Consider the following 25315-nt stretch of genomic DNA (forward strand, 5'->3'; position numbering starts at 1 on the left):
CGTCTTGTTACGGCGTACCCAGCCGACGACCTTCACGTCGCCAGCTGACACCGTCCTTGTTCGGCCTGCACATTGAGAATCCGCGGCTCGCTTCTATAATCACCGGCATGCCGCTCATTTCATTGTCTCGGGCCGCCGGCGCGGCGGCACTGGGCTGGCTCCTGGGGGCGGGACTCTCGTTGGATTACGAGATTTCAGAGGCTGCCGGCGACCGTGAGTGCGACGGCGTCATGGGGAGTGTTTGTATAGGCATAGGGCCTTTGGTGGGTTTTGCTGTAGGTGTGATCGGTGTCGTGCTCGTGTGCTGGATCGGGCTTGCGATTCTGAAGGCACGGCCGCTTCCTACGACCGTCCCCATCGCGATCGCCCTTATCTTTTTAGTGACTTTCGCCTACCCCTCCATACGGTCACACTTCATTGATTCCCCAGTGCCCGCCGGGTTACGTCCACTGCCCCTATACGCTCTGACGACGGCATTAGCGCTGGCCCCTGTGGGGGCTTTATCGCGCCCCGCTGGCGATGGCCGACGCCCACCGCGGCCTACCCGCCCCAGATGAACGTCGCATCATCACAAGCAAACGGTGACAGGGATGCGTTTACCTGTGTGGCGGCCCCACGATGTGCCCCACGCAGCAGAAGATACGGGCGTCTTCGATCGAGCCGAACCTCCCAGGGAACGCCGGGCAATATTTAAGGGTTTTGAACTGCGCTTCGGAGTAGGGGTTGTCGTTGGACACGCGGGGCCGTGAGTGCGACTGGTCGATTCCGAGTTGCGCGAGCAGGCCGGTGACGGTGTTCGACGTCATCGAGGTACCCCGATCGGCGTGGATCGCCTCCGGCGCGACGGCGCCGTTGGCGTCGATGGCGCGCTCGATGAACTCCTTGGCCAGGGTGCCGTTCTCGGTCGGCCAGATCTCCCACCAGATGACCTTGCGGGAGAAAATGTCGAGGATGACGTAGAGCAGGTAGTGGACGCCGCGTGCGGGGCCTTTCAGTTTGGTGATGTCCCAGCTCCATACCTGGTTCGGCCCGTCGGCCTCCAGTTCGGGTTTCTTCTTCGCCGGATGGGTGGCCTGTGCCCGCCGCTCGCCGGACTGGCCGCGTTCGCGCAGCAGCCGGTACATGGTGGCCTGTGAGCACAGGTAGGTGCCCTCGTCCAGCAGGATCGCCCACACCTGGCCCGCTGACTTGTCGGCGAACCGGGGCGAGTCCAGCACCGCCAGCACCTGCGCCCGTTCGGCTTCGGACAACTCCGCCGGGTGATGAAACGGCCGGCGGGGGCCGTGCCGGGGCGGCGTGGGATTTCGCTGCCGATACAGGGTGGCGCGGGGCTTGCCGAGGATCTGGCAGGCCTTGGTCGTGCCGACGGCCGCCTCCATTGCCGGGAAGTGCTCGTCGATGACCCGGATCAGCTCTCGCCGGAGTCCGCGCTGCGTGAGATCTCGTCCAGCAGCGCGAATGCTTTTCCCGCGATGTCCAGCGCGGTCTTTGTCTTCCCGAGATCGTTGCTGAGTTTGTCGTTTTTGGCCTCAAGCTTGGCTGCTTCGGCCTTGAGCTTCTTGTTCTCGGCCCGCAACCGGGCCAGTTCCTCCGATTCGGTGTCCCTCGCCGGTTTGCCCGTCGAGGAGGCCGGCGTCCCGTTCTCCTGCTGCTTTCTCCAGTGTTCGATGTGCGAGTGATACAGCCGTTCTCTGCGCATCAGGGCGCCGCGCTCGGGGCTGCCCTCGGGTAGGGCGTCGTAGGCCGCCAGGATCCGGGCCTTGTAGGCGGCGGTGAACGTCCGGCGGACCGGCCGGCTCACTCGCTTGTCTGTCACCTGACCATCCTGCCCCGTCCGGGCAGCCTGGTCGGCGAGGGTCATCATCACTGTCTCAATCGTCCCGTCTCGCCCCGCTTCGCATCAAAAGGACTCTCTCGTCCCATGTTTCACAACAGTCTGACAGAGAGGGCAGGAGTGATTCGGGAATCGGCCCAGGGCAGAGGAGTGGCAGGTGGACGAGTCGGCCTGTAGGCCGGGTTCTGTGATCAGCCGTGAAGGCTGACCGGCGGCCATCCATCTAGGACCGCCGTTGCCGGCGGCCTCAAGCGGTCTACCCGCGCGGCTCGGGCGGGCAGCCCTCGAACGTCGCGCGCGGGACGTTCCGGAGAACGTCCCTTCTTGACCTTGCTCCGGGTGGGGTTTACCGAGCCGCCCACGTCACCGTGGGCGCTGGTGGTCTCTTACACCACCGTTTCACCCTTACCCCCGCGAGGGGGGCGGTCTGTTTTCTGTGGCACTGTCCCGCGGGTCGCCCCGGGTCGGCGTTACCGACCACCCTGCCCTGTGGAGCCCGGACCTTCCTCGGCAGGGCCGTGAGGCCCTGACGCGGCCGCCCGGCCGGCTCGTCCACCGTGAAGATAAGCCTAGCGGCTGCCGAAACATTCCCCGGACCGGCCGAGGATCATGTGAGGGTTTCCCCGGCGCACGCGCGGTCAGCTGCGGGTGACGTCCTTGACGAACACGAGCCCGTCGTACGCGGCGAGGTGGGCCGGGTCGAGCGGGGCATAGCCGAACCAGGGGGACACACGGGGGGCGGGCCGCGCGTCGCCCAGGGCGGCGGCCAGGCGGCGGGCGTCGATGACGTAGCCGTCGTCGGGGAGCGTGTAGAGGAGCCCTTCGAGGGTGTCCGGGGGCGGGGCGTCCACGCCCTGGTGCCGGATCGTGCCGAGGGCCGTGGCCAGGAAGGCGAACTCCTCACCCAGGTGGGCTCTCACGATCGCGCCCGAGCTCCACCACTCGAACGGCAGGTCGCCCATCCGCATCGAGCTCTTGTCCCGCTGGAAGTGCGCGTTGTGGGCGTGGACCAGCGCCGGGCCCCGCTCGGCGACGGCGAGCATGTTGGCGGCGATCATCGAGCTCCGCAGGCCCAGCAGCCGTGACATCCGGCCGGGCGAGGTGTCGGCCATCCAGTGGTGGTAGCGGAGCAGGCCGGTGGTGGCGCGGCCGTACAGGCGTGCCCGCTCCCAGTCGTCCCGGGAGGATCGGGCGATCAGCTGCGGCGTCTCCGCGTCGAGCAGCGCGACGAGATCGTCGGCGAGCAGTCGAAGCCGCCTGGCCTCGGCCGACTGCCCCACCGACTGGGACGGATCCATCATCGTGGCGGGATTGGCCCAGCGGTCGTCGGAGCCGAGCAGGCGGTCGAGCGTCTCCACGTCGCAGGGGAGCAGATCCGTGTCCACGTGGGCCGCGAGATAGCCGTGGAGGGCGGTGAGGGCCTGCCGGGGGCTCGCCGCGTGGCCGATCTCCAGCGGACCGTCGAGACCGGCGAAGCGCAGCCGCTCGGACGCGGGCCTGTCCTCGTTGTACGCGCGCATCCAGCGCACCAGCTCCCGGTTGGCCGCGGAGGCTCCCCACCCGTGGCTGAAGCCGCGTTCCATGACCTCGTCGAGGCTGCCCGTGCCCGAGGTGACGTAGTCGTCCACGACCAGGCCCATGAGGCAGTCGCTCTCGATGCCGATCGTCCGGTAGCCCTCCTGCTCCACGAGCTGCCGGAAGAGCTCGTTGCGTACGTCGAGCAGGAGGTCTTCGCCGTGAGTGGGCTCGCCCAGGGCGAGCAGCCGCGGCCGGCCTGGGAGCAGCCTCATCACGGAGGCGGCCTCGACGGCGTGAACGGCGTCCTTGATGCCGATATCCATACCTTCAACGGTATCGTTGAACACTCGAATGAAGACTTATCCGGCGAATCGCCAGGATAAGAGGAGAAAACCCTCAACTATCGACTTCAGGCCCTCGACGTACGGCGACGGCTCGTCCGGGCCGGAAAACGCCGACGCCGCGGGGGCACGGCTTCAAGCGTGCGATCCCGCGGCGTTCAGTCCCCTTGAGCGGGACGGCGTCAGGTGAGGTGGGCGGTGTCGTTGAGCGCCCGTACGACGGCCGGGCCGTCGGCGTAGTAGTCGATCGCCGACAGGCAGGCCAGGTCGAGGTGCATCCGATACAGGGCCTCGGGCGGAGCGCCCAGCGCGAAGCGGACCAGCATCTTGATCGGGGTCACGTGCGAGACCACGACGACGCTGCGGCCCTCGTGGGCCTTCACGATGCGGTCCCTCGCCTGCTCGACCCTCCGGGCGGTCGACGCGAAGCTCTCCCCACCGGGCGGCGCGACGTCGGGGTCGGCCAGCCAGGCCGCCAGTTCGCGGGGCCAGCGCTGCTGGATCTCCGCGAACGTGTGCCCCTCCCAGTCGCCGAAGTCGGTCTCGCGGAGGTCGTCGTCGACCAGCACCTGCAGGCCCGTACGGGCGGCGACCGCCTCGGCCGTCTGCCGGGCGCGGGCGAGCGGGGAGGTGACGATCACCTCGACCTCGTACGGCTCCCGCGACAGGCGCAGGGCGGCGGCCTCGGCCTGCGCGAGGCCAGTAGGGGTGAGCGACGGGTCTCCGAGCCCGGAGAACCGCTTCTCCACCGACAGCGGCGTCTGTCCGTGCCTGAGCAGGAGCAGCGACGTGGCGACACGGGTGGCGCGCGGCATCCATCCGTGCCCGCGCCGGTCGTGGGACGTGGCGGTTCCGGCCGCTGTGCCCGCGTCTCCGCCGACGGCCCGCGCACCGGCCGCGCCGGGAGACCCCGTACGCCCGCCGGCGCCGGCCAGAGCAGAGCCGGTCGAAGCGTAGCCGGGCGAAGCAGGCGCGGCCGAAACAGCGCCGGGCGAGGCGGAGCCGGGTGAAGCGGACACGGCGGGAGCGGAAGCGCCCGAAGCAGGCGCGGCAGGACCAGGGGCGGCAGGACCAGGGGCGGCAGGACCAGGGCCAGCGGAGGGCGGGTCGAACAGCGTGGGCGCGTCGGTGTTAGGCGGCTCGACGGCAGTGGCGGACCCCGGCGCGGAGGTGATCTCGCTCGCCTGCCAGGTCTCCCCGCGGGCCGCCGCGTCCATCGCCTCGTTGGCGAGCCGGTCGGCGTGGCTGTTGCGCTCGCGCGGAACCCACGTCCAGGTCACCCGGAACCGCCGGGCCAGGCCCGCCGCCTCCAGGGCGAGCGGTCGCAGGCCCTCGTGCTTGACCTTCCACCGGCCGGCCATCTGCTCGATGACCAGCTTGGAGTCCATCCGCACCTCGACCCGCGCGCCCTCGGCGCCGAGCGCGAGCAGCGCCCGGAGCCCGGCGATCAGGCCGCGATATTCGGCCACGTTGTTGGTCGCGGTGCCGATCGACTCGGCCACCTCGGCGAGCACCTGGCCGGCGTCGTCCTTGACCACCGCGCCGTATCCGGCCGGGCCCGGGTTGCCCCGCGACCCGCCGTCGGCCTCGACGATGAACCCCCCGGTGGCGCCCATCGCCGCCGTCACAGACCCGACTCGGCCGTACGCACCAGGATCCGGCGGCACTCCTCGCAGCGGACCACCTCGTCGTGGGCGGCGGCCCGGATCCGGTTGAGGTCGGCGATCGACAGGCTCGTACGGCAGCCGAGGCACCGGCCGCCGTGCAGCATGGCGGCGCCGACGCCGGTCTGCTCGCGCATCTTCTCGTAGAGCCCGAGCAGGTCGGAGGGGACGTCGGCGGTGATCGCGGACCGGCCGGACGTCAGCTCGCCGGCCTCCTTGTCGATCTCGGCGAACGCCGCGTCCCTGCGGTCCTCGGCGGCGCGCAGCGTGCCGGTGACCTCTTCGCGCTCGGCCTTGAGGGTGGTGACCCGGGCGTCGGCCGCCTCCCGGCGCTCCATGATCTCCAGCACGACCTCCTCCAGGTCCGACTGCCTGCGCCGCAGGGAGACGATCTCGGACTGGAGGCTCGCCAGGTCCTTGGGCGAGGAGACCTGCCCGGAGTCGAGGCGCTTCTGGTCGCGCTCGACCCGGACGCGTACGGCGTCCACGTCCGACTCGGCCTTGGCCTGGTCGCGGGCGAGATCGCCGGCCTCGGTCTCGGCGGCGATGATCTGCGTGGAGACCTGGGCCAGCCTCTTGGACAGCTCGTCGATCTCGGCGAGCTCCGGCAGGTTGCGGCGGCGGTGCCGCAGCCGGTCGAGTCCGGTGTCGAGCTCAGCGAGATCGAGCAGACGCTTCTGTGCTTCAGGTGCGGCCTTCATCCCAAATCCCTCAAGATGCTCGGGGGTCCAAGTCGGTGGTCGTCGCCGTCCAGGCGTCGGTGACGGCGTCCGAGACGCGCGCCTCAACAGTAATGCCCCTGGCCGCCAACGCTGACGTCAGCCGCCGGGCGGCGTCGGCCAGCCACGGCCATTCGGTGGCCCAGTGGGAGGCGTCGACCAGCGCGGGCCCGTCCGCCTCCATGTGCTCGCTCGCCGGGTGGTGCCGCAGATCGGCCGTGAGGAAGACGTCCACGCCCGCGGCCCTGGCCGTGCCCAGCAGGGAGTCGCCCGCGCCGCCGCAGACGGCGACGGTCCGCACCGGCCTGCCGGGATCTCCCGCGACCCGCAGCGGCCCCGCCGTACGGGGCAGGCCCGAGGCGGCCAGCGCCGCGAACTCCCCCAGCGGCATCGGAGCGGGCAGGTCGCCGATCCGGCCGAGCCCGCGCCGCGGGTCGTCGGCGGAGGGCTGGAGGGGCCGCAGATCCCCGGTCAGGCCGATGGCCCGCGCGAGCGCGTCGGAGACCCCGGGATCGGCGACGTCGGCGTTGGTGTGCGCGGCGTAGAGCGCGGCGCCGCCGCGGATGAGCCGGTGCACGACCCGGCCCTTGAAGGTGGTGGCGGCGACGCTCGTGGTGCCGCGCAGATAGAGCGGGTGGTGGGTCACGACGAGGTCGGCCCCCCAGCCGAGGGCCTCGTCCACGACCACGGCGACCGGGTCGACCGCGAACAGGACCTTCCGTACGGCCTGCTCCGGGTCGCCGCAGACGAGGCCCACCGCGTCCCAGGACTCGGCCCACGAGGGGTCGTACAGCGCCTCCAGGCACTCGACCACCTCGGCGAGGGTGCAGGAGATCGATTCCACCCGCGCACACTACAGCCTGCTGGCGGAACGATCCGGAAAGAGTAACGTCCCCATTGACCCCGCCGTCAGGAAGGATTCCCCGCGTGCCCGTCGACACCGTGCCCGTTGATCAGCAGAGCCTGCACGTCAGGTCCGTGGTGGCCGAGACCCACAACGACCTGCTCATGGCCGTCTCGGCCCGGCCGCCCGCGATGTGGGCCTCGTTCTTCCGCGAGCGGTGGCTCCCGCAGCTCGTCGATGGCGGCGTCGACGTGCAGGTGCTGCCCGTGTTCGTGGAGAGCCAGTTCCGCCCGGAGGGCGCGCTGCGCCAGACCCTGCGGATGATCGAGTGCGCCCACGTGCTGGCCGAGGGCAGCCCCGACGCGGTCGCGCTGTGCCACGACGGGCAGCAGATCGACGAGGCCCTCGCCCTCGGCAGGATCGCCCTCGTGCTCGCGCTGGAGAGCATGCCGGGGATCGACGAGAGCGTCGAGCTGATCCCGACCCTGCACCGCCTCGGAGTCCGGGTCGCCTCGATCGCCCACTGGGGCCGTACGGCTCTCGCCGACGGCAGCGGCCAGGACGGCACCGGCTCCAGGCTCACCAGCCACGGCGTCGAGGCGCTGCGCGAGATGGAGCGGCTCGGCATGCTCTTCGACATCTCGCACCTGGGCGCCACGGGCGTCGCGCACGTGCTGGAGATCGCGACCCGGCCCGTCATCGCGACCCACTCCTCCGCCCGCGCCCTGCGCGACCATCACAGGAACCTCACGGACGAGCAGCTCAGGGGCGTCGCCGCGGGCGGCGGCGTCGTGTGCGTGAACTTCCTCGCCGCCTTCCTCACCGAGGACGCCCGCTCGGCCACGATCGACCATCTCGTGGACCACATCGAGCACATCGCGGGCGTCGCCGGCATCGACCACGTGGGCCTCGGCCCCGACTTCATGCGCGAGGTGAACGAGGACCTCACCCCGCCGTGCTGCGAGGGCTTCAGCTATTCCGGGATCGACTCCAACGCCGCCGTCCCCGGGCTGGAGGGCCCGCGCGGCCTGCCGCTGGTGACCGACGCGCTGGTCAAGCGGGGATTCTCCGAGGAGGAGATCCAGAAGATCCTGGGCGCCAACGTGATGCGCCTGTTCCGCGCCGAGCTGGGCCGCCCCGCCCATGACAGGCCCGCTCACGGGCTCGCCCAGGACGGGCCGGTCGAGGGCCGGGAACGACCCGAACCGGAACGGCCGCGACCGTGAACCTGGAGGCCATGCTGGCCGACCTTGAGGAGCTGGTGCTCTGCGAGTCCTACTCCACCGACCACGAGGCGGTGGCGCGCAGCGCCCGCGTCGTGGGGGCGTTGGGCCGCAGGCTGCTGGGGGCCGAGCCGGAGACCCTCGTCATCGACGGGGTCACCCATCTGCGCTGGTCGTTCGGCCGGCCGCGGGTCCTGCTGCTCGGCCACCACGACACGGTCTGGCCGATCGGCACGCTGCGCGAGCACCCCTGGTCGGTGCGGGACGGGGTGGCGCGGGGGCCGGGCGTGTTCGACATGAAGGCCGGTCTCGTGCAGCTCTTCCACGCGGTCGCCTCGCTGCCGTCCCCCGACGGGCTGACCGTGCTCGTCGTCGGCGACGAGGAGCTCGGCTCGCCGACCTCCCGCCCGCTGATCGAGTCGATCGCGTCGCGGTGCGCCGCCGCGTTCGTGCTGGAGGCCAGCGCGGACGGCGGCGCGCTGAAGACGGCGCGCAAGGGCATCTCGCGCTACGAGCTGACCGTGCACGGCCGGGCCGCGCACGCCGGTCTCGAACCCGAGCTGGGGGCCAACGCCGGCGTCGAGCTGGCCCACCAGGTGCTGGCCATCGCGGGCATCGCCGCCCAGGTCGACTCGTCGTCCAGGGCGGGGGCGACGTCGGTGACCCCCACCATGCTGACGGCGGGGACGAGCACCAACACGGTGCCGGCCCGGGGCCGGGTGGCGGTCGACGTCCGCGTGCCGGACCGCGCGGCGCAGCGCCGGGTGGACGAGCTGATGCGCGCGCTGACCCCGCGCACCCCGGGCGTCCGGCTGGAGCTGCGCGGCGGGCCGAACCGCCCGCCCCTCGACCCCGCCGCCTCCGCCGGGCTCTTCGAGGTCGCCGTACGGCTCGCCGCCGAGCTGGGCATGGCGCCGCTGCGCGGGGCGTCGGTCGGCGGCGGCTCGGACGGCAACTTCACCGCCGGGGTGGGCTGCCCGACACTCGACGGCCTCGGCGCGGTGGGAGGCGGCGCGCACGCCGCGAACGAGCACGTGCTGGTCGCCGAGATGCCGGCCCGCGCCCGCCTGGTCGCGGCGCTGGCCGAGTATGTGCTGTCGGGCGGGCCCGTCAACGGCAGGCCCGTCAACGGCGGCATCGACACCGCGCCGCAGGACCTGAGACCGGCCGCCGGGGAGACCACGTGAACCCGTGCGACCCCGTCGCCGCGCGGGACCCCGTCGCCGCGTGGGGCCAGGCGGCCCGAGCGGCCGGGCGGCACGGTCTGCGGGTCGCCGAGCTGCGCACGATCGCCGAGTTCGAGCGGGTGGTGCGGCTGTTCGACGACATCTGGCGTCCGGAGCCGTGGAACCCGCCGATCACGGTGGAGCTGATGCGGGCGCTGTCGCACGCGGGCGGATACGTCGCCGGGGCGTTCGACGGCGGGGACCTCGTCGGGGCCGCCGTCGCCTTCCTCGCCGCTCCGGCGGGCCAGGCGCTGCACTCGCACGTGACGGGCGCCGTACGGCCCGGCGCCGGCTTCGCGCTCAAGCTGCACCAGCGGGCCTGGGCTGTGGAGCGCGGGCTGAGCCGGATCACCTGGACCTTCGATCCCCTCGTGCGCCGCAACGCCCACTTCAACCTGGCCAAGCTGGCCGCCCTGCCGGAGGAGTACCTGCCCGACTTCTACGGCCCGATGGGCGACGCGCTGAACGCCGGCGACGAGTCCGACCGGGTCCTCATGGCGTGGCGGCTGGGCGATCCACAGGTGGCGCGAGCATGCGACGGCCTGCCGTTCCGGCCCGCTGCCGCGGACGGCGCGGTGGCCGTGCTCACCGAGCGGGACGGGCGGCCGGTGACCCTGCCCGCGGACGGCCCGGCCGTGCTCGTCGCCGCACCCGCCGACGTGGAGACCCTGCGCCGCACCGCCCCGGAGACGGCCAAGGCCTGGCGGCACGCCGTACGCGAGGTGCTGGGCGGGCTGATGGCGCGGGGCCGCGCGGTGACGGGCTTCGCCGACGGCTGCTACGTCGTCGAGCGGCGCTCCCCCGCCGCAGAGTGAGACGGGCAGGATGAGATCGCGGTGAGACGGGTGACGCCGGCGGGGCGCTGCTGAGGGGCCGGACTGGGTAGGGATCGGATCGGACGGCGGCGTCCCGGTCACGGCGGCGATCACCGGCGGAGGTAACGTGCCAGGTGAGCCGGGTAGTGACGCCGGGCGGCGGCCACGTGGCCTTATTGATCATCTGATTACCGGGGGGAATCAGATGAGCAGGTGGCGGGGATCCTCGGTGCGGATTCGCTTGACGGTGCTGGCGAGCGCGGTGATGGCGCTGCTGTGCGCCGTCGCCGTGCTGCTGGTCCTCGGCGTGCTGCACGGCACCGCCGAGCGCTACAAGATCGACGAGATCTCCGCCAACGCCGTACGCCTCGCCTACCAGGCGAAACGCGACCGGCTGCCTCCGGTGCTGCTCGACCCGGGCGTGGCCGGCGTGCAGGTGATCGACAACTCCGGCAAGATCGTCTCGGGCAGCGACACCCTGGTCGGCCGCCCGCGCATGGCCGCGTTCCGGCCGGAGCTGACGACACCGGAGACGAGCAAGGTGATGTGCGACTCCCCGGCGTTCCCGGACCGGTGCATGATCATCGTCGCGTTCCGCTTCCACAACGACGGCGGCCTGTGGACGATCTACGCAGCCGACGACACCGTGCCGTGGTACGTCAACGGCCCGCTGCTGGCTGCGCTGCTCGGCGGTTCGCTCCTGCTGATCATGCTCACCGCGCTCGGCACCTACCAGACCGTGCGCAAGGCGCTCATGCCGGTGGAGGCGATCACGAGCAAGCTGGCCAGGATCACCGCGACCGACCTGAGCCAGCGCGTGCCGGTGCCGAAATATCACGACGAGATCCGGCGGCTCGCCGAGACCGCCAACCAGACCCTCGACCGAGCGGAGGCGGCCGTCGAGCGGCAGCGGCGCTTCGCCTCCGACGCCTCTCACGATCTGCGCAGCCCGCTGACCGCGATGCGTACGGAGATCGAGGAGGCGTTGCTGCACAGCGAGGAGGCGGACTGGCCGGCCACCGGGCACGCCCTGCTGGCCAGTTGCGACCGCCTGCAGGCGCTCGTGACCGACCTGCTCCAGCTCGCCCAGCTCGACTCGGCCGCGCCGCCCCCCTGTGAGCCCGTCGACCTCGGCACGCTCGTCGCCCGCGAGCTCGACCGCAGGTCGCGCAAGGTGGAGGTGGTGCGGCACCTGGAGCCCCGCGTGGTCGTCATCGGCGACCGGCTGGCCCTGGCGCGCCTGCTCAACAACCTGCTCGACAACGCCGAGCGGCACGCGGTGTCCCGGATCACCGTGACCGTGCGGCGGGAGGACGGCAAGGGCGTGCTGGAGGTGCTCGACGACGGCGCGGGCATCCCGCCCGACCAGCGGGAGCTGGTCTTCCAGCGCTTCACCCGGCTCGACGCCGCCCGTACGAAGGACGCCGGAGGCACCGGTCTCGGGCTGTCCATCGCCCGTCAGATCGCCCAGGCGCACAAGGGGACGCTCACGATCGAGGACAGCGACCAAGGTGCCCGCTTCGTGGCGCGCATCCCGCTCGCCCCCGGCCACTGAGGGATCAGCCGCCCACCGTCCGTCAGGCGCCAGCGTCCCTCAGGCGGCCACGCTTCCTCAGGCGGCCACGCTTCCTCAGGCGGCCACAGGTTCTTAGGCGGCCACTGTTCCACGCCACCGCGCCGGGCCCGTCGCGAGGTCGTCGAACGCGCGGATGGCCGCCGTCTCCCGGGAGCGCAGCCAGGCCAGGCCGAGCGTCGAGGGCGGCAGGCCGGTGACCGGCACGAACGCGAGGTCCGGCCGCCGGTGGTGCTCCGCACTCGGCCGGCAGAGCAGCATGCCGCCGCGGTTCAACGCCACCTGGGTCAGGCCCTCCTGCGTGGTGGCCACCGTCGCGGCCTTGGGAATCGGCCGTCCGGAAGGGGTGAAGGAGGGCGCCACATGCTCCCGCCAGCGGCGCGGCGCGGGCTCGTCCAGGCCGATCAGCGCGAGTGAGGCCAGCTCCTCGGCGTCGATGCTCTTGCGCCGTGCCAGCGGATGCCGCACCGAGAGCCCCAGCTCGACCGGGCAGCGGTTCAGCTCGGCCCCGCTCACCAGGTCCGGTTCCTCCAGTGGCAGCAGTGTGAAGGCGATGTCCACACGCCCCTCACGCAACTTGCCGAAGGGGTCGGAAAGAGGCACCTCGATCAGCTCCACCGCGCAGCCGGGATACGTCCGCTCGAACGCGGCCACGCTCTGGGTGACGATCTCCGTGGGCGTGGCCAGGAACCCGACCCGCAGCACGCCCTCCACCTCCCGGGCCGAGGCCGTCGCACGCGCCACCGCCTCCGCGAGCCCCTCGTAGGCGGGACGCAGGTCGGCGAGGAAGCGCTCACCCAAGGGGGTCAGGCACACCCGCCTGCTCGTACGGTCGAACAGCCGGCCGCCGATCCTGCCTTCCAGCGACCCGATGAGCTGGCTCACCCGGCCGGGAGACAGGTACAGCCGCTCGGCGGTACGGGCGAAATGCAGCTCCTCGCTGAGCACGATGAAGCACTCCAGCTCCCTGAACTCCATCTCGCTCCTCCTCGATCGCTTAGCTCACCTAAACCAAGCCTTCGAACCTCGTCATTGTTCCGGGAAATGCCGATCACAAGGCTGAGGAGCATGACCGTAAACGTCGTCTCTCCCGTGATCCGGGCGCGCTGGGCGGCCGTCGCCACCGTCGCCATGGGCACCTTCGCCATCGTCACCAGCGAGATGCTGCCCGTCGGGCTGCTGACCTCGATCGCCTCCTCCTTGAAGGTCTCCGACGGCACCGCCGGGCTGATGGTCTCCCTTCCCGGACTGGTCGCCGCCGTCTCCGCCCCCGTGATCGCCCTGAGCACCCGCCGCCTCGACCGGCGAGTCCCGCTGCTCGGCCTGATGGCGCTGCTGGCGGCGGCCAATCTGGCGGGCGCGCTCGCTCCGAGCCTCCCCGTCATGCTGGCCGCCCGGGTGCTGACCGGCGTGAGCATCGGCGGCTTCTGGGCCTTCGCCGCCGGTCTGGGCACACGCCTGGTGCCCGAGGAGGCGGTCGGCAGGGCCACCTCTGTCATCCTGAGCGGGGTGTCTGTGGCGTCGGTGCTCGGCGTCCCCGCGGCGGCGCTGGTCGCCTCGTACGCGGGGTGGCGCACGGCGTTCGCGGCCCTGGGCGCTCTGGCGTTGATCCTGCTCGCGGTGCTGGCCGCGGTGCTGCCGCCGATGCCCGCAGAAGAGGGTGGAGACGGCTTCCGCGGCGCGTGGTCGGGACCGCTCAAGGTGGTCCTGGTCACCACCGTGCTGATCATCACCGGGCACTTCGCCGCCTACACCTATGTCCGGCCCTACCTGGAGCAGGCCGCGCACGCCGGTCCCGGGCTCGTCAGCACCGCGCTGCTCGTCTACGGCGCCGCCGCGGTGGTCGGCAACTTCGCCGGGGGCGCGCGAGCGGCCAGGAACCCGAAGCCGGTGCTGATCGCGCGGGCCGTGCTGATCGCCGTGGCCACCGCCGCGCTCGCGCTGACCGGCCTTCCTCTGGTCATGCTGGTCGTGTGGGGCCTCGGGTACGGCGGCGTGGGCGTCGCCCTGCAGCTATGGATCATGAGGACGGGCGGCGGCGAGCTCGGCACCGCGCTGTTCGTCGGCGCGTTCAACGTCTCCGTCGCGCTCGGCTCGTTCGCCGGCGGCCGGGTCGTGGACGGTCTGTCGATCTCCGGGGTGATGTGGCTGGGAGCGGTCCTGCCGCGCTCACCGCCGTCTTCGCCGGCATCTGGGGCAGCAGCGGTACGACCGCTCGCGACGCCGGCTCTCGGTGACGGGTCAGTCGTCCTCGGGCACCACGATCACCGTGGGGACCGGGACGCGCAGGGCCTCGGTGACCGCCTCCTCCAGCTCCCCCGGCGTCTTCACGGCACAACCCCGCGCGCCGTACGCGACGGCGAGCGCGGGGAAGTCCGGCGCGTGCAGGTCGACGGCGATCGGCCGCATGCCCCGCACCCGCATCTCCTCGCGGATCTCCCCGAAGCCGCCGTTGGCGAAGACGACGACCGGCAGGCTCAGCTCCAGCTCCACCGCCGTCGCCAGCTCCTGGAGGCTGAACTGGAACGCCCCGTCGCCGGCCAGCGCGACCACGGGGAGGTGCGGCCGGCCGAGCTTGGCGCCGATGGCGGCGGGCAGCGCGAAGCCGAGCGTGCCGAACCCGGTGGGGAACAGGAACCGCCCGGGCGGGTCCATCGGCATGCCGACGAGCGCGCCGTGATAGACGCACATCGAGTTGTCGCCCACCACGACGCTCTCCGGCGGCAGGGCCCGGCGCAGCGCCGCGAGCTGGCCCGACCACCTGCGGGTGAGCTCCGCGAGCTCCGCCTCGTGGCCGGGGCCGGGCTCCGGCTCCCGGCGGGGACGCGGCACGGCGCCCTGCCGGTCGAGCCGTTCGGCCAGCCCGCGCAGGGCGAGCTCCGCGTCCGCGACGATCGCCACGTCTGCCACGTGGTCGCCGTGCATCTGCCCCGGGTCGATGTCGACGCGTACGAGGCGGCCGGAGAGGGTGAAGGCGTCGTCCCACAGGTCGGCGGGGCCCAGCTCGGTGCCGACGGCCAGCACGACGTCGCACGCGGCGAGCCACCGGCGGACGGCCGCCAGGTGCAGCGTGGCGCCGAGCGCCAGCAGGTGGCTCTCCGGCACTGTGCCCTTGCCGTTGACCGTGGTCACGACCCGCGCGCCCAGCCGTTCGGCGAGGCGCATCGCCAGGCGCCCCGCAGGGGGCTCGTCCTCGCCCTTGGGCCGCTCACCCGAGCGCTGTTCACCCGGGCATTGGGCCCCGCCGCCGAGCACGAACCCCGGACGGCGCGCCGTGCGCAGCAGCCCGGCCGCCGCGTCGAGAGCGGCGGGATCGGGCTCGCGGCGGATGATCCGGTACGGCGGGACGATCTTGACCGGGCTCGTCAGGTCGAGCAGGTCGAAGGGGATCTCGATGTGCACCGGCCGGGGCCGTCCCTCGGTGAAGCGGCCGAAGGCGCGGGCGACGGCGGCGGGAATCTCCCGCACGGTCGTCACGCGGTGGCTCCAGGCGCACAGCGCGTCGATCGCCCGCGTCTGGTCCCTGCTCTCGTGCAGGTAGCCGCGGCCGTCGCGGGGATGGCCGGTGGGGACGCCCGGTGAGACGAGCAGGACCGGGGAGGAGTCGGAGTAGGCCTGCCCGAGGGCCGTGGCCGCGTTGACCACGCCGGGTCCCGTGGTGGTGACGACGACGCCCGGCCTGCCGGTCACCCTGGCATATCCGTCGGCGGCGTATCCCGCGCCCTGCTCGTGCCGGGGCGTCACGCAGCGCACGCCCGACCGGTCGAGCTCCTCGTAGATCGCCAGGTTGTGGGTGCCCGGAATGCCGAAGATCGTGTCGACGCCGTGCAGCCTCAGCGCCTCGACCAGGGCGCGCGCCCCCGTGGGCGTCGTGATCGTCGCCGCAGAGGGCATCGGGTCATGGCCGTCCACGTATCACTTCCCGGGGAGAGAGTGGAGGGAGTTTCCTTGTGGTTTCCTGAAATGCGTTCCCATTCCACGCGCCGCCCTACCGTCCGCGTGCCGATTTTTCAGAAACGGGGACGGGGACGCGTTCCCACCTCGTGTTCGTCCGATCCGCGGGTCAGCACATTCTCAATGGACTTGACGGCCTGGCGCACCATGCGGTGCATCGTCTCGGCGGTGTGGGAGGCGATGTGTCCGGTGACCAGGAGGCGGTCGGGAAAATCCCGCCGCAATTCTGCGGCCTCCGCGCATTCCGCGCCGTAGAAGCCGTCGAAGACGGCCATGCTGACGCGGCCCTTCTCCAGGCCGGTGTAAAGGGCGCCGGGACTGACGATGGCCGGGCGTGCGGTGTTGACGAGGATCGCGCCCTCCGGCATCCGGCCGATCACCGACGAGTCGATCATCGACCTGGTCTCGTCCGTCTCCGGCACCATGACCACGAGGATGTCGCTGGCCGCGGCCAGGTCGAGCAGGGGCAGGCAGGAGATGCCGAGGTCGCTTTCGACGTCCGGCCTGCGGGTGCGGCTGTAGTAGGACACGCGGACGCCGAAGCCCCGCCGCAGGATCTCCGCGATCCGCCGGCCGTTGGCGCCCATGCCGATGATGCCGACGCTGCGGGCGGCGAGCTCGTGGGGCAGTTCGTCGGAGCCCTGCCAACCGGGGACCCGCTCGCCCAGATGCCGGGGGATGTCCAGGGCGGCGTTGATGATCTGGGCGACCGTGAACGTCGCGACCGCATCGACGGCCGCGCCCCGTGTGTTCGTGACGGCGATGCCCAGCCGGTCGGCCGCCGCCACGTCGACGAAGTTCTCGTAGCCGACGCCGAGGAAGGCCACGACCTTCAGCGTCTCGCGCGCCGCGCGCAGCACCCGGGCGGTCGCGCGTTCCTCGCCTCCGTGGAGGTAGGCGACCGCTCCCCGGAGCTCTCGCGTGAGCAGGTCCTCGGTCAGCGGCGCCTCGCGCCGCCGCACCGTGAGCCCCTGCCTGGCGAGCGGCTCCAGTAGCGCCGGGTCGATGCCGGCGCCGGTCACGAGGACCGTCCCACCCCTCAGCTCCGCTCCGGCCGCCGCCAGCGGCCGCGCGGGACAATAGTCCGTTATATCCCTTGGAGCCGCAGTTTGGGACATTTCAAATATCTTTCAGACTTAGGACATATATGTCTGTTTTTCTCTGTGGTATCTCTGAAACCACGACAACCAGGCGGTGCACGAAATACCACGGATGGTCCAGGCGACGGAGCAGGAATCCAATGGTATAAGGGTTGTGGTGGTTCCGTCTCCACCTGAATTGGAAAAGGAAACCCCTAGGGAGGGTCTGGGGACCCCGGCCCCGGTCCCGCCCGGCCACACGAGCGTGCTTTTTCTCCACGGCAGCACGGAGAAGGCGCGCACGGCGCAGCGCAGAGAGGGCCACGGATGAAACTCCAGCCGCGACAGCAGCTTCTGGAGCTTTGGGAGGCGGCAGCGCGCGCCTCCTACCGGGACGGTGTCTGGACGTGGGGCGGCCGCGACGGGTCGAACTCCATCTCCGACGCCGAGCAGCTTCTGTGCTTCATGTATCCGGCCTCCGAACTGCCGGGCTTCCGCCTGGACACTCCGGACGAGACGGCCGACGACGTGCTGGCCGCGCTCGTGGCCCTCGGCGACTCGGTGCAGATCCCCAAGCTGCTGCTGCGGGTGATCGGCCAGTATCTGCGCACCTACACCGCCGAGGACGGGCGGCCCCTGTTCTCCGGCGGCACCTACTTCCGGCCGGTGGACGACGAGGCGAAGGTCACTCCCGAGCAGCTCCAGCTCGACGTCGTCGACTCGTTCTCGATGTCGGTCACGCTCACGCTCGGCACGCTCGGCTTTCTCAAGGTCTTCCGGCAGAGCGTGCGGCGCGAGGCGATCCGCCGTGAGATCCGCGAGCTGGAGGAGCTGGCCAGCAAGCGGCTGTCGGCCGCGATGACGGGCCTGCTGCGCAGCTTCACGGTCAACGCGTTCGACCCCGGCTCCACCGCGGGCCGCGCGCTGCTGCGCACGGTGAACCAGACCGGCGCGCCCGAGCGCCGCGTGCTCGACGATCTGCGCCGCGCGCTGGAGCCGGTGCGGGCCGGCCTGCGCGACCTGACGATCGGCTCGGGCAGCCAGGTGGACCTGGACAACGACAACCTGCTGTTCGAGTGCGGCTGGACGTGGGGCATCGTGAAGGACGCGCCCGACGTCGTCACGCCGCTCGACATCGGCCCGCAGCCGAAGGGCGTCGCCGCCGACACGCCGTTCCTGTACTTCACCGTCAACGCCCTCGTCGGCATCGCCGACCTGTTCTCCGAACGCACCCGCGTCCTGAGCCTGCTCAACGACGACCAGATCACCCTCGCCCAGGCCATCCAGCGCCGCTGGGACCTCACCCAGTCCTACTGGCGCACCATCGCGACGTTCGGGCGGGGCACCTGGCCGCTGGAGGACATCCCCTGGCGGACGGTCGACGAGAAGGAGTCCGACTACTACAGCCTCGGCGTCACCGCCATGGTCGTGCAGAGCCTGGTCAACAACCGGGCGGCCGACGTGGACCTCGGCCGGGTGGCCGGCGTGCTGGAGGAGCTGGCGATCCGGGCGAGGATCACCCGCAGGGCGGTGGCGGGCGACCCGCCCGTGCTCATGCACTCCCCCGGCGTCCCGATCAACCTGCACGGCAGCGACGCGCTCGGCCCCCACCTGCTCTGGGTCGTCTCCGACTTCGCCATCACGCTGCTGAAACGCACCATCTGGGCCGCCTCCATCGCGCAGAACACGCGGATGCGCGAGCGGCTGCTCACCCTCGCCGACCAGATCTGGCGGCACATCATGCTGCGCCGCCACGCCGACGGCCCGGCCGCCGGCCTGTGGGACCAGCCGGGCAACGTCTTCGCCGACATCGAGGCGCGCGACGAGGAGCCGTCCTGGTATTTCAGCGAGCGGGTCGTCGAGTTCCTCGTCGCCGCCGCGTCCTCCAGCGGGGAGCCGCCGCTGCGCAGCCCCCAGCTCGTCGAGCTGGCGCTCCAGATGCTCGGTGAGGCCGAGCACCTGCTCGACCAGGAGCTGGTCACCCGGCCTCTGGCCGGCGGGCAGACGATCCAGCCCAAGCTGCGCTCGATCCAGGCGTCGCTGCAGCGGGCCAGGGCGATCGTCAGCGACCGGCCGGCCACCGCCCAGGCGCTGATCAACGACGCGCTGCTCGGCCTCGAACGGCTGTCCGCCGCCCGCGACAGCGCGTCGGAGGCGATCTGAGATGCTCGTCTTCGCGATCTCCGACAAGGGCGGCACCGGGCGCTCGGTCACCGGCACCAACATCGTGTATCGCCATGCCCTGCAGGGCAACGACGTCTGCTATCTCGACTTCGACTTCGGCTCGCCGACCGCGGGGGCCATCTTCAGCGTCAGCGCGGTGGCCCGCGGCACCCGGGAGAACGGCCTGCACCACTACCTGCGGGGCGAGTGCCCGCAGCCGCGGCGGGTGGACGTGTGGGCCGAGTCCGACCGTGAGGGGCTGCGCACCCGCCCGCCCGGCGCGGGGCGGCTCGTGCTGCTGCCGGGCAGCGAGGGCGGCGGCGAGCTGTCGGCCCTCACCGACGAGGTCGTCGGCCGCTGCGTCCAGCTTCTCGGGCGGCTGGACGAGGAGTTCGACCTCTGCATGATCGACGTCAGCGCGGGCCGGTCGTTCACCGCGGAGCTGGTTCTCGCGGCGACCGTGCGGATGCCCGCGATCCCGTTCCGGTGGCTGGTCTTCCACCGCTGGACGCGCCAGCACATCATCGCGGCCGACGGGCTCGTCACCGGCGCCGACGGGCTGCTCGACGTCGGCACCCGGTTCGGCCACGACGCCGACGACCTGCGCGACCGCATCCGCTTCGTGCGCACGGCCGTGCTCGAACCGGACGCGGCGGAGCTCGTCGGGCTGCGCGACGAGCAGCGGGCCTGGCTGAGCGCGTGCGACAGCGAGCTGCGCGAGCTGGCCGGCCGCCACGGCGTCGGCCGTACGGCCATGCTCGGCAAGATCCCGCTCGACCCGGTCCTCCAGTGGCGCGAGCAACTGATCACCGACGAGGACGTGCTGGCCAGCAAGATCGCGAACGCGGAGACCGCCACCGCGTTCGAGGAGCTGGCCAAGAAGATCGTCGACGACAGCGCGTGGGAGGGCTTGTGACGCCGGTGCACGCGACGTTCGGCGAGGTGGCGGCGGAGCGCAGGATCGCCTCCGTACCTCTCTCCCACGTGTCCGTCGAGCTCGGGCACCTCTACATGGAGGACTACGAGGCGGGCCCCGACCGGCTACGCGAGCAGTTCCGCAGGGTCGCGCCGTGGCTCGCCACGGTCCGCTCCATGTGGCAGGAGCGGGTGCCGGGGGGCCGGGCCCGCGTGAGCACCTGCTTTCTCGTGGACGACTACTTCAGCCGCTTCAGCACCCCGGCCGAGCTGGTCCCGATGGTCCTGGAGGCGGCGGCCGAGCACGACCTGACCATCGACTACCTGGCCCGCGAGTCGGCCTGCGCCCAGTCCGGCGGCGTCGAGCTGGCCCGGCTGGTGGAGGACCGGCTCGTGGACGACCCGCCGCCGGAGACCGACGGATCGCGCCCTCCGGTCAAGGAGACGGGCTGGCTGTGCAACGGCTCGCGCTCGCCCCGCACCGCGCCGATGCAGGCGATGGGGAAGGTCCGGCCGTGGGAGCCGCCCGCGCAGAACGCCAAACGCGGCCACTCGATCTTCGTGGACGTCGAGCTGTGGGACGAGAAGGGGCCGCGGCGCACCTGGTCCTGCCCCTTTCTCGCGGCCGTCTGGCAGCTCCTGCGGCTTGGGCTGCTGCGCAGCGACGGCCGCGTGCCCCTCCCGCCGGTCGCCCTCGACGGCGACTGGCCCCGCGACTGGGACGAACTGCCCGCGGTCGTCCGGCTCAACCCCCAGGCCGCGCCGTTCAGCGCGTACACCACACTGTCCGTCCTCTCCCCCCGGTTCCTGCCCGTCGAGCTGGCCGTACGCACGATCCTGAGCCAGTTCGCCGTGGACGACGAGGTCCTGCGGCAGGTCGCAACCCGGAGCGAGGGCGAGGGAATCCGGCTCGAAGAGGAGCTCGTCGACCGCATTTCCTACGTCTTCGTCTGAGGGGTTGCGATTGTGAGGACGGCCCGATGCTGGTGATGGGGGAGGTCCACACCGGGCTGCTGCAGAACTCCGGTGAGATCTCCGAGTCGACGTGCCGTCAGGTGCTCGGGCTCATGGCCGGGGAGACCGTGCGCGTCTCCCGCCGTCCCATCGTCCACGCGCTGTCGCCCGAGCGGCTGACCGGGGTGGACTGCGCCCTGCCCACCGCGTCGCGTTCCCGGGTCAGGGCCGTCGGCACGGTGGTGTCCCGCTGCGCGGTGACCGGGGGCCGGGTGGCCCAGGGGTCGTCGTACGTCCGGGTGGTGCGCTCGGAGGCCGACCGCAGGCTCCCCTGGTCGCACTACCTGGCCCGGCCGGGGGTCGTGGAGGTTCTGGGGAAGGTGAAGGCGGCCGACCTCGTCGAAGGGTTCACCGGCGACACCATGCCCGGCCGCCCCGATGGCGCCTGCCTCGACCTGGGCGCCGTCAGCGGCCGCTTCCTCGACCTCGTGCAGCAGTCCCCGCTGCTGGACCGGCGGGCCCCCTTCAAGATCCCGCGTACGAGCCTGCGGTGGGTGGCCGAGACCGGCGAGCCGTCGATCCGCTTCACCCTGCACGCAGAGCAGGAGCGGACGCTGCGCCTGACGCATCCCGGCCCGTTCACCCCCGCCGTGGTCGACCTGTGCGAAGACCTGGCGACGCACGACTGGCTGCTGACGTCGCTGCTGGTCATCGTCGAGCGGGCGCGGATCGGCGGCACTCCGGGAGCCCAGGCCGTGGCCCGCCTGGCGCCGGCCATCGACCACCTCATGCACCTGTGGATGCCCGCCGCCCGGGTCGAGGAGTGGCTGACGCCGTTCTGGGAGAGCCTGGAGCGGCGGCCGGGGTTCACCCGGCAGTGGCGTTCCCTGGTCGACCGGGTCCGCGACCAGGTCGCGATGAACACCCTTGCCCTGCTGAGTGCGACCGCCGAAGCCGGACGGAGGTCACCGTGACCGGAGCAACACCCGAACCCTCCCCGTCGCTCGTCCCGAGGGTTGTGCGCAAGGTCCTCGTGACGGTGCTCGTGGGCGGCGTGAGCTATCTGATGAGCAACGCGCTCATCCAGGGGCCGAACGAGGACCTGTGGAGTCTGCTGCTCGCGACGTTCATCAGCGGCGTCGTCTTCGTCGTGCAGTTCCTCGCGGACGTGGACGACCAGCTCGAAACCGTGCTGCAGGAGCAGCGCAGGCAGCACACGAAGACCCACAACCTGGTGGCCGACAGCTTCTCCAAGATCAACGAGGCGAGCAAGCTGTTCGGCGTCGTGGAGATGTCCGCGCTGGAGACCAGGGGTGTGGCCGAGCTGGTGCAGAACGCCGCCAAGATCCGTGACGACATGCCCGACCTCGTCAAGAGCCTGGTGCACCACGAGGTCACCCGGATGGCGAAGTTCCTCGGCGAGCTGTCCGACGGCAGATACGCGCTGTACGAGGGCGAGGACCGCGACTGGCTGCTCGCGCTCGCGCGCAACGCCCGGGTCAGTCTCGACGCCATCAGCCTGACCAGCGTGGACGCCCGCGACACCGAGTTCGAGGGCGGCTTCTGGCACACCGACCTCGGGCAGCGCTACGTCAAGCTCCAGCGCGACCTCGTCCAACGGGGGGCGCGGGTGCGCCGCGTGTTCGTGGTGGATCGTTCCGAGCGGCTCGACTCCGAGGCGTTCCGCCGCGTGTGGAAGTGGCAGACCACGGTCGGGATCGAGGTGCGCACGCTGCTGCTCTCCGACGCGCCGCCTCTGCTGCGCGGCTCGCTGTCCGACTTCATCCTGTTCGACGGGGTCGTCTACTACGAGTCCAACCCCGCCCCGCAGGTCGGCGACGGCATCGCCCCGGTGATCCACAGCACGGTTCTCGCACAGGACCAGGAGCGGGTGCGCGAGCGGGCCGAACGGTTCGCCGAGCTCTGGGAGGCCGCGACACCGGCGGCGTAGCCGGCACGTACCCGACGCGGGGGCGGGCGAGACCGGCGTAGCGGGGCCGGTGGCGTCGGCGACGCTTACGCGGACGGAGCCCGCGCGGGCGGCACCAGTGGCGTGGGCGACGCTTACGCGGACGGAGCCGGCGCGGGCGAGAAGGGGCGGTCGGGACGGACGACGGCGAGCACTTCCTTCTCGCGGTCGCCGGCGGTGCCGCCGACCAGGGCCGCCACCAGTTCCGCCGTGACGGGGGCGAGCGTCACGCCGAGGCCGCTGTGACCGGTCGCCGCCACGACCCGGCCGTGGTCGTCCACGTGGCCGATGATGGGCATGTGGTCGGCGCTGCCCGGCCGCAGTCCGGCCCAACGCCGGCCGACGGGCCAGGTGGCCGCCTTGGGCATCAGAGCGGCGACGCCCCGCCGGATCTCCTCGATCGCCGCGGTGGTCACCGTCACGTCCCCCACGTTCTCCTCGTAGGTGACGCCGACGGCCACCCTGCCGTCGTGACGGGGGACGAGGTAGGGGAAGTACTCCCGGCCGTCCTCCGTGATCTCCGCGAAGATGTGGTGGCGCAGCGGGTAGGTGACGGCGCCGGGCGGGCGGACGTCGAAGGCCACGCCCTTTATGGGGAACAGGTGGTCGCGGTGGCGCGGCAGGAAGACCCCGCTCAGGTGACCGGCCGCGACGACGGCCTGCTCCGCCGACACCCGGCGGCCGTCGTGGAGCTCCACCTCGACACCGCGAGGGCCGGTCCGCAGGCCGGTGGCGCGCACCGCGCTGAGCACCCGGATCGGCGTGCTCCCCGACAGAACGGCCGTCGCCAGGGCGGCCATGAGCACCCTCGGGTCGAGCGCGAGCTCCTCGGGCAGCAGGAATCCGCCGACGACGCGCTCGCTCAGCAGTGGTTCGAGGCTCCTGGCGTCGGTGGCCGTCAGCCGCTCGACGGCGAACGGCGAGTTCTTCCACTGCGGCAGCACCTTGGTCTCCAGGCGCTCCATCTCGGCATCGTCCAGCGCGACCTGGATGTCACCGCCGTCCAGCACCGGGACCTCGACGCCCGAGGCGGCGTGGATCTCCTCCAGCCACTGCGGGTAGGCGTCGCGGCTGCGCTTGATGACGCTGCTGAGCGGGCCGAGGCAGGAGCGCTCCGTCTGGGTCAGGATGCCGCCCATCGCGCCGTCCGAGGCCCCGAGCCCGAGACGCTGCCCCGCGTCCACGAGGACCACGCTCGTGCCGCGCTGGGCGAGCCTGTGCGCGATCGCGCAGCCGATCACGCCACCACCGATGATCACGACGTCACAGGATTCAGGCACGCGGGCTCCAATTCGCCGTCCCCTCGCTTCGACAGTAGGCGAGGGAGGGCCGTTCATGAAGGCCACACACGGGTGACCTCGCCGAACTCTACCGCGCAAAAATCTTGGCGGCGCGCAGATCCCGATCGCGCCGCGCTTCTCCTTCCCGACTTATTGGATCTGCCGCTCCGCAAGGAAGATCCGCACCCGGGCCGCTCGGTCGTACGCGAGGTTCGGGCGCGCGGTTCGGGCGTGAAATTCGGGCGCGAGGTCTGCTTCGGCGGCCGGAGACGGCCGCGCATACCTGCGATTCGGCGGCATGAGAGCTTTGCCGCGATCTGGGCATGATGAACCGATCAGCCGCCGTTCGTGGCGGTCGATGGGCATCCGGGATGAGCCGAAGGCTCAAGCGAGGGGAAGCGCGTGAGGAAGACCGCCGTCGTCACGGGCGGAGCGTCGGGGATCGGGCGGGCCGTCGCCGCCGGGCTCGTACGGCGCGGCGTCCACGTCACGATCGCCGACGTCCGGGGAGCCGAGGACGCCGCCGGGGAGCTCGGCTGCGCGGGAGTCGTGTGCGACGTCTCCGACGCGCAGGCCGTGCGGGACCTCGTCACCGGGGTGGCCGCCGAGCACGGGCGGCTCGACTTCCTGTTCAACAACGCCGGCATCGCGGTGGGCGGCCGTGCCGAGGAGTTCACGCTCGACCACTGGAACCGGACGATCGACGTGAATCTGCGCGGGGTGGTCCACGGCGTGCACGCGGCGTACCCCCTCATGGTCGAGCAGGGCTACGGGCACATCGTCAACACCGCGTCGCTGGCCGGGCTGACCCCCGCGCCCATGATGCTGCCCTACACGGCCACCAAGCACGCCGTCGTCGGGCTGTCGCTCGCGCTGCGGGCCGAGGCGGCGGCGCACGGCGTGCGGGTCAGCGTGGTCTGCCCCGGTTTCACCGACACTCCACTGCTGGACAACGCCAACCCCGGGCTGCCGCAGACCGAGATCGGGCTGCGCGCCCGCACGGTGGCCGTACGGGCCCAGGGGCGCCTGTATCCCGTGGAGTCGCTCGCCGACGACGTGCTGCGCGGCGTGGCCAGGAACCAGGCGCTCATCGTCGCGCCCGCGTCCGCCCGCGCCACGTGGCGGGCCGTACGGCTCTCGCCCGCCCTGGCGGTGCGGGCGGCCGGCTCCGCCTTCCGCCGCGTCATGCGCTGAAGCGCGGCCGGAACACGGCCGCGTCAGGCGCCGCGTCGTGGCCGGGTCTC

General features: G+C 71.8%; 20 protein-coding genes, 1 other RNA gene and 1 pseudogene. 11 read left to right on the forward strand and 11 right to left on the reverse strand.

Features of this window, described 5'->3' with window-relative positions; all coding sequences use genetic code 11:
- Window positions 1-596: 596 nt before the first annotated feature.
- The 7 genes from OHB01_RS38120 to OHB01_RS38150 form a co-directional block, all read right to left on the reverse strand.
- Window positions 597-1379: a DDE-type integrase/transposase/recombinase gene (locus tag OHB01_RS38120; protein WP_328710617.1), complete on the reverse strand. Its 783-nt coding sequence runs from the start codon at window positions 1377-1379 to the stop codon at window positions 597-599.
- Between the two features lie 29 nt (window positions 1380-1408).
- Window positions 1409-1864 (reverse strand): hypothetical protein, encoded by a 456-nt coding sequence (locus OHB01_RS38125; protein WP_328710618.1) that lies wholly within the window; start codon window positions 1862-1864, stop codon window positions 1409-1411.
- A 128-nt stretch (window positions 1865-1992) separates the two neighbouring features.
- Window positions 1993-2385: RNase P RNA component class A (rnpB, locus tag OHB01_RS38130), an RNA gene on the reverse strand.
- An 87-nt stretch (window positions 2386-2472) separates the two neighbouring features.
- Window positions 2473-3675, reverse strand: coding sequence for an erythromycin esterase family protein (locus OHB01_RS38135; RefSeq protein WP_328854674.1), 1203 nt, complete (start codon window positions 3673-3675; stop codon window positions 2473-2475).
- Between the two features lie 200 nt (window positions 3676-3875).
- Complete coding sequence (locus OHB01_RS38140; protein ID WP_419197601.1) at window positions 3876-5309, reverse strand: bifunctional RNase H/acid phosphatase; 1434 nt, start codon at window positions 5307-5309, stop codon at window positions 3876-3878.
- Window positions 5310-5317: 8 nt separating this feature from the next.
- Complete coding sequence (locus OHB01_RS38145; RefSeq protein ID WP_142645580.1) at window positions 5318-6058, reverse strand: zinc ribbon domain-containing protein; 741 nt, start codon at window positions 6056-6058, stop codon at window positions 5318-5320.
- A gap of 10 nt (window positions 6059-6068) precedes the next feature.
- Window positions 6069-6920, reverse strand: a complete 852-nt coding sequence (locus OHB01_RS38150; protein WP_142645581.1) for a Nif3-like dinuclear metal center hexameric protein — start codon at window positions 6918-6920, stop codon at window positions 6069-6071.
- Between the two features lie 83 nt (window positions 6921-7003).
- On the opposite strand from OHB01_RS38150, the gene OHB01_RS38155 reads away from it, so the two are divergent.
- The 4 genes from OHB01_RS38155 (at window position 7004) to OHB01_RS38170 (ending at window position 11739) form a co-directional block, all read left to right on the forward strand.
- Window positions 7004-8146 (forward strand): dipeptidase, encoded by a 1143-nt coding sequence (locus OHB01_RS38155; protein ID WP_261985761.1) that lies wholly within the window; start codon window positions 7004-7006, stop codon window positions 8144-8146.
- An 11-nt stretch (window positions 8147-8157) separates the two neighbouring features.
- Window positions 8158-9330: a M20/M25/M40 family metallo-hydrolase gene (locus OHB01_RS38160; RefSeq protein ID WP_142645582.1), complete on the forward strand. Its 1173-nt coding sequence runs from the start codon at window positions 8158-8160 to the stop codon at window positions 9328-9330.
- Window positions 9327-10184 (forward strand): GNAT family N-acetyltransferase, encoded by an 858-nt coding sequence (locus OHB01_RS38165; RefSeq protein ID WP_168065643.1) that lies wholly within the window; start codon window positions 9327-9329, stop codon window positions 10182-10184. The genes OHB01_RS38160 and OHB01_RS38165 overlap by 4 nt, the downstream gene beginning before the upstream one ends.
- Window positions 10185-10413: 229 nt before the next feature.
- Window positions 10414-11739: a HAMP domain-containing sensor histidine kinase gene (locus OHB01_RS38170; RefSeq protein WP_261985762.1), complete on the forward strand. Its 1326-nt coding sequence runs from the start codon at window positions 10414-10416 to the stop codon at window positions 11737-11739.
- Window positions 11740-11832: 93 nt separating this feature from the next.
- On the opposite strand, the gene OHB01_RS38175 is transcribed toward OHB01_RS38170, so the two are convergent.
- Window positions 11833-12735 carry a LysR family transcriptional regulator gene (locus OHB01_RS38175; protein WP_142645583.1) on the reverse strand — a complete coding sequence of 301 codons (903 nt, stop codon included), beginning with the start codon at window positions 12733-12735 and terminating at the stop codon, window positions 11833-11835.
- Between the two features lie 183 nt (window positions 12736-12918).
- Between OHB01_RS38175 and OHB01_RS38180 the strand changes: the two are divergent.
- A pseudogene (locus OHB01_RS38180) lies at window positions 12919-13803 on the forward strand (MFS transporter); the annotation flags it as partial.
- Between the two features lie 195 nt (window positions 13804-13998).
- On the opposite strand, the gene OHB01_RS38185 reads toward OHB01_RS38180, so the two are convergent.
- Both OHB01_RS38185 and OHB01_RS38190 read right to left on the reverse strand, forming a co-directional pair.
- Window positions 13999-15669: a thiamine pyrophosphate-binding protein gene (locus OHB01_RS38185; RefSeq protein ID WP_222709490.1), complete on the reverse strand. Its 1671-nt coding sequence runs from the start codon at window positions 15667-15669 to the stop codon at window positions 13999-14001.
- Window positions 15670-15767: 98 nt separating this feature from the next.
- A complete protein-coding gene (locus OHB01_RS38190; protein ID WP_168065645.1) occupies window positions 15768-16733 on the reverse strand; it encodes a 2-hydroxyacid dehydrogenase in 966 nt (321 codons plus the stop codon).
- Window positions 16734-17117: 384 nt separating this feature from the next.
- On the opposite strand from OHB01_RS38190, the gene OHB01_RS38195 reads away from it, so the two are divergent.
- From OHB01_RS38195 to OHB01_RS38215, 5 genes are read left to right on the forward strand one after another with little or no spacing between them, the layout of a single operon-like run.
- Window positions 17118-18953 carry an SCO2524 family protein gene (locus tag OHB01_RS38195; RefSeq protein WP_142645586.1) on the forward strand — a complete coding sequence of 612 codons (1836 nt, stop codon included), beginning with the start codon at window positions 17118-17120 and terminating at the stop codon, window positions 18951-18953.
- Between the two features lies 1 nt (window position 18954).
- The gene (locus OHB01_RS38200; protein ID WP_142645587.1) at window positions 18955-19869 is read left to right on the forward strand and encodes an SCO2523 family variant P-loop protein; all 915 of its coding nucleotides are present in this window, start codon (window positions 18955-18957) and stop codon (window positions 19867-19869) included.
- Window positions 19866-20822, forward strand: a complete 957-nt coding sequence (locus OHB01_RS38205) for an SCO2522 family protein (protein ID WP_142645588.1) — start codon at window positions 19866-19868, stop codon at window positions 20820-20822. Before OHB01_RS38200 ends, OHB01_RS38205 begins: the two co-directional genes overlap by 4 nt.
- A 26-nt stretch (window positions 20823-20848) precedes the next feature.
- A complete protein-coding gene (locus OHB01_RS38210) occupies window positions 20849-21796 on the forward strand; it encodes an SCO2521 family protein (RefSeq protein WP_168065647.1) in 948 nt (315 codons plus the stop codon).
- Window positions 21793-22773, forward strand: coding sequence for a phosphatidylserine/phosphatidylglycerophosphate/cardiolipin synthase family protein (locus OHB01_RS38215; protein ID WP_142645590.1), 981 nt, complete (start codon window positions 21793-21795; stop codon window positions 22771-22773). Before OHB01_RS38210 ends, OHB01_RS38215 begins: the two co-directional genes overlap by 4 nt.
- Before the next feature lie 113 nt (window positions 22774-22886).
- Here OHB01_RS38215 and OHB01_RS38220 read toward each other — a convergent pair whose 3' ends face one another.
- Window positions 22887-24071, reverse strand: coding sequence for an NAD(P)/FAD-dependent oxidoreductase (locus OHB01_RS38220; protein ID WP_328854676.1), 1185 nt, complete (start codon window positions 24069-24071; stop codon window positions 22887-22889).
- A gap of 402 nt (window positions 24072-24473) precedes the next feature.
- Between OHB01_RS38220 and OHB01_RS38225 the strand changes: the two genes are divergently transcribed.
- Window positions 24474-25265, forward strand: a complete 792-nt coding sequence (locus OHB01_RS38225) for an SDR family NAD(P)-dependent oxidoreductase (protein ID WP_147943215.1) — start codon at window positions 24474-24476, stop codon at window positions 25263-25265.
- Window positions 25266-25315: the final 50 nt, after the last annotated feature.

It is taken from the genome of Microbispora hainanensis (assembly GCF_036186745.1).
Taxonomy (GTDB): Bacteria; Actinomycetota; Actinomycetes; order Streptosporangiales; family Streptosporangiaceae; genus Microbispora.

What these genes read in the sequence shown, in the direction of transcription:
- OHB01_RS38125 (WP_328710618.1), bottom strand. Translation starts at nt 1,864, where the DNA reads ATGATGACCCTCGCCGACCAGGCTGCCCGGACGGGGCAGGATGGTCAG.
- OHB01_RS38175 (WP_142645583.1), bottom strand. Translation starts at nt 12,735, where the DNA reads ATGGAGTTCAGGGAGCTGGAGTGCTTCATCGTGCTCAGCGAGGAGCTG.
- OHB01_RS38195 (WP_142645586.1), top strand. Translation starts at nt 17,118, where the DNA reads ATGAAACTCCAGCCGCGACAGCAGCTTCTGGAGCTTTGGGAGGCGGCA.
- OHB01_RS38135 (WP_328854674.1), bottom strand. Translation starts at nt 3,675, where the DNA reads ATGGATATCGGCATCAAGGACGCCGTTCACGCCGTCGAGGCCGCCTCC.
- OHB01_RS38140 (WP_419197601.1), bottom strand. Translation starts at nt 5,309, where the DNA reads ATGGGCGCCACCGGGGGGTTCATCGTCGAGGCCGACGGCGGGTCGCGG.
- OHB01_RS38200 (WP_142645587.1), top strand. Translation starts at nt 18,955, where the DNA reads ATGCTCGTCTTCGCGATCTCCGACAAGGGCGGCACCGGGCGCTCGGTC.
- OHB01_RS38145 (WP_142645580.1), bottom strand. Translation starts at nt 6,058, where the DNA reads ATGAAGGCCGCACCTGAAGCACAGAAGCGTCTGCTCGATCTCGCTGAG.
- OHB01_RS38160 (WP_142645582.1), top strand. Translation starts at nt 8,158, where the DNA reads ATGCTGGCCGACCTTGAGGAGCTGGTGCTCTGCGAGTCCTACTCCACC.
- OHB01_RS38120 (WP_328710617.1), bottom strand. Translation starts at nt 1,379, where the DNA reads ATGGAGGCGGCCGTCGGCACGACCAAGGCCTGCCAGATCCTCGGCAAG.
- OHB01_RS38210 (WP_168065647.1), top strand. Translation starts at nt 20,849, where the DNA reads ATGCTGGTGATGGGGGAGGTCCACACCGGGCTGCTGCAGAACTCCGGT.